This window comes from Pinirhizobacter sp., from assembly GCF_035317885.1.
GTDB lineage: Bacteria > Pseudomonadota > Gammaproteobacteria > Xanthomonadales > Rhodanobacteraceae > Pinirhizobacter.
The window spans coordinates 1-5,138 of the sequence record NZ_DATHFX010000315.1; the positions used below are offsets into that span (position 1 = coordinate 1).

The following is a 5,138-nucleotide window of genomic DNA, read 5'->3' on the forward strand; positions in this document are numbered from 1 at the left end:
GGGCCGCGAAGTGCCGTTCGACCTGGCCATCATCGACCTGGGGCTGCCCAAGCTCTCGGGGATGGACCTGGTCAAGGCGCTGCGTGAGCACGGCCAGCGTTATCCCATCCTGATCCTTACCGCCCGTGGCAGCTGGCAGGACAAGGTCGAGGGCCTCAAGCACGGCGCCGACGACTACCTGGTCAAGCCCTTCCACGTCGAAGAGCTCCTGGCCCGCATCAACGCCCTGGTGCGCCGTGCCAGCGGTTGGTCCAAGCCGATCCTGGCCTGTGGTCCGATCAAGCTCGATACCACGGCGCAGACGGTGACCTCCGACGGCCGCCAGGTCGACCTCACCAGCTACGAGTACAAGGTGCTCGAATACCTCATGCTGCATGCCGGCGAGCTGGTGTCCAAGGCCGACCTCACCGAGCACATCTACCAGCAGGACTTCGATCGCGATTCGAACGTGCTTGAAGTGTTCATCGGCCGCCTGCGCCGCAAGCTCGATCCGGACAGTGCCCTGAAGCCGATCGAAACGGTACGTGGTCGTGGCTACCGCTTTGCCATCCCTCGCAACGAGGCGGACGAGGAATAAAACCCAAGGCTCGGCGGGAGAGCCGCGCGTGCTGAAGTTCATCGAGCGGGTGATGGAACACAAGCCCCTGTCGCTTGCCGCCCGCGCGGCACTGGCGACCGGCTTTGCGCTGGCCGCATTCCTCGGCCTCACCTGGCTGGCGCAGAACAAGGCGAACTACGCCAGCGAACTGTCAGCGATGCACGATCGCCTGCACAACTACGTGATCGCCTTCATCACCGGCACCGAAGTAACGCGCGCCGGCAAGGTGACGCCGCCCGACTCGCCGCCGCATCCTGATTTCTCCCGTCCGGGATCGGGCCTGTATGGCGTGATCAGCGGCGACGACGGCTATCGATGGGAGTCGTCGTCCGCGCTGGGCGACATGGAATTCGCCCGCCGCCTGCCGATGGGTACTGAAACGTTCGAGGGGCCGCTTGATACCCATGAGGGGCGCTTGTATGTCTACAGCTACGGCGTGGACATCGACCCGCAGAACGGCGGCAAGCCGGTGCACCTGACCTTTACCGCGGCCCAGACCGAAGACCAGTTCGAGCGCCAGGTAAGCGCCTACCGCCGCACGCAGTTCCTGTGGCTGGCAACGCTTGGCCTGATGCTGATCATGTTGCAGCTGTTGCTGTTGCGCTGGAGCCTGCTGCCGTTGCGGCGGGTGTCCAGCGACCTGGCGCTGATCGAGCGCGGCGACCGCGAGCACCTGGAAGGGCCTTATCCGGTGGAGTTGATGGGCCTTACCGCGCGCCTGAATGCCTTCATCGATTCCGAGCGCGACCAGCGTACCCGCTACCAGAACACACTGGCCGACCTCGCGCACAGCCTGAAAACGCCCCTGGCGGTGGTCCGCTCGCAACTGGAAGCAGGCGTGGACGTGGCCCGCGCCGATGTACTGGACCAGGTGCGCCGGATGGACGAGATCGTGGCCTACCAGCTGTCCCGCGCGGCTACGTCGGGGCGCAAGATCTTCGCAACGCCCGTCATGGTGTCGGCACATGCGGAAGACCTCGTGCAGAGCCTGGAGAAGGTCTACGCGGGGAAGAATGTCCTGTGCGAATTCGAGATCGAGGAAAAGGCCGCCTTCTATGGCGAGCAGGGCGATCTTCTCGAACTGATGGGCAATCTGCTGGAAAATGCCTTCAAGTGGGCCAATCACCGCGTGTTGCTGACGGTGAAGTCCCGCCAGGGCGTGGTGCGGGGCCGTCCCGGACTGTCAATGGCGGTGGAAGACGATGGTCCGGGTATCGCCGACGCGCAGATCGAGCGCGTGCTGCAACGGGGCGTACGTGGCGACGAGCGGGTGAAAGGCCATGGCATCGGCCTTTCGATCGTGCAGGACATCGTCAAGGCTTACCAGGGCACCATGCACATCGACCGCTCGGATGAATTCGGCGGGGCAAGGTTCACCGTGGTACTGCCACCCGGCTAGGGAATTACCAGATCGAGCCCGGGAGCATGGCAGGCCAGCCGACATCGGGCTTGGCCGACGATGGGGTTGTGTCGCCGCGGGTACCGTCATCCGGGAGGTCGCTGCCGACACGTGCCGGTGCATGCGTGGATCCGGCGGTGCTGCGGGCCGGGGTATCGTCGGGGTTGTGAACGGAACCGCCCTGGCCACCCGCGCCATGCGGGCTGGTATCTCCACCGGAGGTGGACGCGGCGGACGTAGCGAACGTCCCGTTGGCAGGAGAGGCCACCACGGCTCCGCAGGCCAGGAGGCCTAGCGCTAGAGAGCTGTACTGAAGGAACCTGGTATGCATGGCAATACCCCTGTCTCCCCGGGGAGCCTTCGATACTCGCAGAAACCTGCCAGGCCTGCCAGTGCCCCACGAAAACCGCCGAATGCGCGATGATGGCGCCTCCCCGACGTACCGCCCACTGGCCTGCGGACTCCACCCACGATGCTCACACCAGCCGTGCTCGGCGCCCTGGCGCCCGGCCAACCCGTATCCGGCGCCGTCCTTGCGCGAACGGTGGGCGTGACCCGCGCGGCGATCTGGAAACAGGTCGAGACCCTCCGCCAGCGCGGCCTGCCGATCGAGGCCCGGGTCGGCGGCGGCTACCGCCTGCCGTGGCCCGTCCAGTTGCTCGAGGAGGCCACCATTCGCGGCGAGCTTCCCGTGGTGGCCCGGCAGCGCCTGGGCGGCCTGGAAGTGCACTGGGAGCTCGACTCCACCTCCAGCGAGTTGCAGCGCCGCCTGCCGGACGTGCCGGATTTGAGCATCGTCATGGCCGAAGCGCAGACGGCCGGCCGCGGCCGGCGCGGCAAGTCCTGGATCTCGCCGCCGGGATTGAACATCTACCTGTCCGTGGCCAAGCACTTCGATGCGGGATTTGCCCGGCTTTCCGGGCTTTCCCTGGCCATCGGCGTCATGGTGCTGCACGCCCTGGAAGACATGGGTATCCGTACGGCGGGCCTGAAATGGCCCAACGACATACTTGCCGCCGATGCCAAGCTCGCCGGCGTGCTGGTGGAGCTTTCCGGGGAATTCCAGGGGCCGTGCACGGCCGTGATCGGCATCGGCTTGAACATGCGGGTGCCCGATGCCCTCCGCGAGGAAGCGGCGCAACCGGTCACCGATGTCGCCGCGCTCTGCGGCGGTGAGCCACCGGACCGCAACCTGATGGCGGCGGCACTGATCACCCGGTTGGTGTCGGGGCTCGAGCGCTTCGAGCGCGAGGGCTTCGCCGCCTTCGTCGATGACTACGCCACCTTCGATCTCCTCGCCGGCCAACCCCTGCGCGTGATCGGCGCGCAGGGTGAATTCCATGGCGTGGGCGCCGGCATCGATGGCCGCGGCGCGCTGATGGTACGCGTGGGAAGCGATTTGAAACGCGTGGACAGTGCCGACGTCTCGGTGCGGCGCACGTGATTGCGGTTCTGCACCTGGGCAATACGCGGGCGAAGTGCGCGCTGTTCGATGGCAGCACGCTTGTCCAGCGGGGCGTGGTTGCCTGGGACGACTCGGCGGCCTTCGCGCTGGCCTCGGCATGGGCGGATTGGCCACGTCCTGATCGCGTGGTGGCGGCCTCGGTGGTGGACAGCGTGCGCGAGGCGATGGTGGATGAAGCAGCCGTCGCCGCCTTCGACCGCCCCCTGCAATGGCTACGTACGCCGGCCCAGGCGTGCGGCGTGCGCAATGCCTATGCAGAACCCGCCCGACTTGGCGTGGACCGCTTCCTGGCCATGGTCGACGCGTATCGCTCCGGCCGCGCGCCGTGCATCCTGGTGAGCGCCGGCACGGCCCTTACCCTGGACGCACTGGCCGCCGACGGCAGCCACCTGGGCGGTTTGATCGCCCCGGGTGCGCAGTTGATGTACCAGTCGGTGCTGGGCGCCACCGCCAGGGTGAAGCCCGATGTCGTGGGCCAGGTGGTCGACGCCGCCGACAACACCGCCGACGGTCTCTTCGCCGGCTGCTGGCACGCGGCGGCGGCCCTGGTGGAGCGCTTCACCGCGCGCATGGCGCCCCGGCTCGGCGGCCATCCCAGGGTGCTGGTGGGCGGCGGCGATGGCCAGGCGCTGGCGGCCCTGGTCGCCCTTGCCACCGAGCACGCCCCCGATGCCGTGCTGCTTGGACTTGCCGCCTGCGCCACCGATGGTGAGACCCTGCTCGCCACATCCCCGGCTTCAGGTTAAAATCGCGGGCTGCGCCGGCATAGCTCAGTTGGTAGAGCAACCGCCTTGTAAGCGGTAGGTCCCCAGTTCGAATCCGGGTGCCGGCACCAGGCTTCTCCCCCCGCCCGCGGCGGGGGTTTTGTTTTCCGGGGATGGGCAATACCTTTATCCGATGCTGCCTCGCCTGATCTTCGTGTTACTGATCGCGTTGAACATCGCCGTGGCCGCGTGGCTGCTGTTCGGTGGCGGCGGACACTTCATCGGCGATGTCACTGACGAAGGCGTGCCGCGGCTGAAACTGGTGGCTGAAACGCAGCCGGCGACGCTGGCTGTACCGGCGTCGGCCGCCGCGCCGCTCCCCGTGTCGCCGATGGCATCGGTGCCGATTCCCGCATCGAGCGCTTCGCCGCCCTCCGCGGTGCCGGGCAAGCTGGGGGTGGCGACGGCATCGACGAGGGGCCGCCCACCCATCGGCCAGCAGACACCTGCGCCTGCCGGCGTGCTGCCACCGCCCATTGAACCGCCGCAGCGCCGTACCTTCCGTTGCGTGGCGCTGGGCCCGTTTGCCAGCGATGTGGATTCGCGCGCCGCGCGCAGTGCGCTGGGGCCCTTGGTGATTCGAAGCCGTACCCGGCAGGAAACCGCCAGCGTGTCCCACGGTTGGCGTGTGTTCCTGCCGCCGATGGATTCGCGCGAGAAGGCCAACGACATGGCCCGGCGGCTGGCGGCGAAGAACGTGAAGGATTACTTCGTGGTGCCGGCCGGACCCGAACCCAACTCCATTGCCCTGGGCGTGTTCAACGCCCAGGAGAACGCCCGCAAGCGCCGCGACGAAGTGGTGGCCCTGGGCTTCCCGGCCCGCATGGCCGAGCGGGTGGAAACCACGCCTTCGTATTGGCTCGACGTGGTGGTGGGCGACGATGCGAAAGTGAACTGGCAAGCCCGCGCGCG

6 protein-coding genes and 1 tRNA gene are annotated in these 5,138 nt (G+C 67.5%); 6 read left to right on the forward strand and 1 reads right to left on the reverse strand.

Going from position 1 to position 5,138, the window contains the following annotated elements:
• Positions 1-577, forward strand: a 577-nt coding sequence (locus VK519_RS10285; RefSeq protein WP_324349540.1) for a response regulator transcription factor, incomplete at its 5' end; no start/stop codon positions are given.
• A 52-nt stretch (positions 578-629) separates the two neighbouring features.
• Entirely contained in the window at positions 630-1,997 is a 1,368-nt protein-coding gene (locus VK519_RS10290; RefSeq protein ID WP_414692731.1) for an ATP-binding protein, read from the forward strand.
• Positions 1,998-2,001: 4 nt separating this feature from the next.
• Here VK519_RS10290 and VK519_RS10295 read toward each other — a convergent pair whose 3' ends face one another.
• Complete coding sequence (locus tag VK519_RS10295; protein ID WP_324349543.1) at positions 2,002-2,328, reverse strand: hypothetical protein; 327 nt, start codon at positions 2,326-2,328, stop codon at positions 2,002-2,004.
• Positions 2,329-2,469: 141 nt separating this feature from the next.
• Between VK519_RS10295 and VK519_RS10300 the strand changes: the two genes are divergently transcribed.
• The 4 genes from VK519_RS10300 to VK519_RS10315 all read left to right on the forward strand — a co-directional run.
• Positions 2,470-3,441 carry a biotin--[acetyl-CoA-carboxylase] ligase gene (locus tag VK519_RS10300; RefSeq protein ID WP_324349545.1) on the forward strand — a complete coding sequence of 324 codons (972 nt, stop codon included), beginning with the start codon at positions 2,470-2,472 and terminating at the stop codon, positions 3,439-3,441.
• A complete protein-coding gene (locus tag VK519_RS10305) occupies positions 3,438-4,208 on the forward strand; it encodes a type III pantothenate kinase (RefSeq protein WP_324349547.1) in 771 nt (256 codons plus the stop codon). Before VK519_RS10300 ends, VK519_RS10305 begins: the two co-directional genes overlap by 4 nt.
• Before the next feature lie 13 nt (positions 4,209-4,221).
• Positions 4,222-4,297 (forward strand) — tRNA-Thr (locus VK519_RS10310).
• Between the two features lie 62 nt (positions 4,298-4,359).
• A partial coding sequence (locus VK519_RS10315; protein ID WP_324349549.1) for a hypothetical protein occupies positions 4,360-5,138 on the forward strand: 779 nt, incomplete at its 3' end.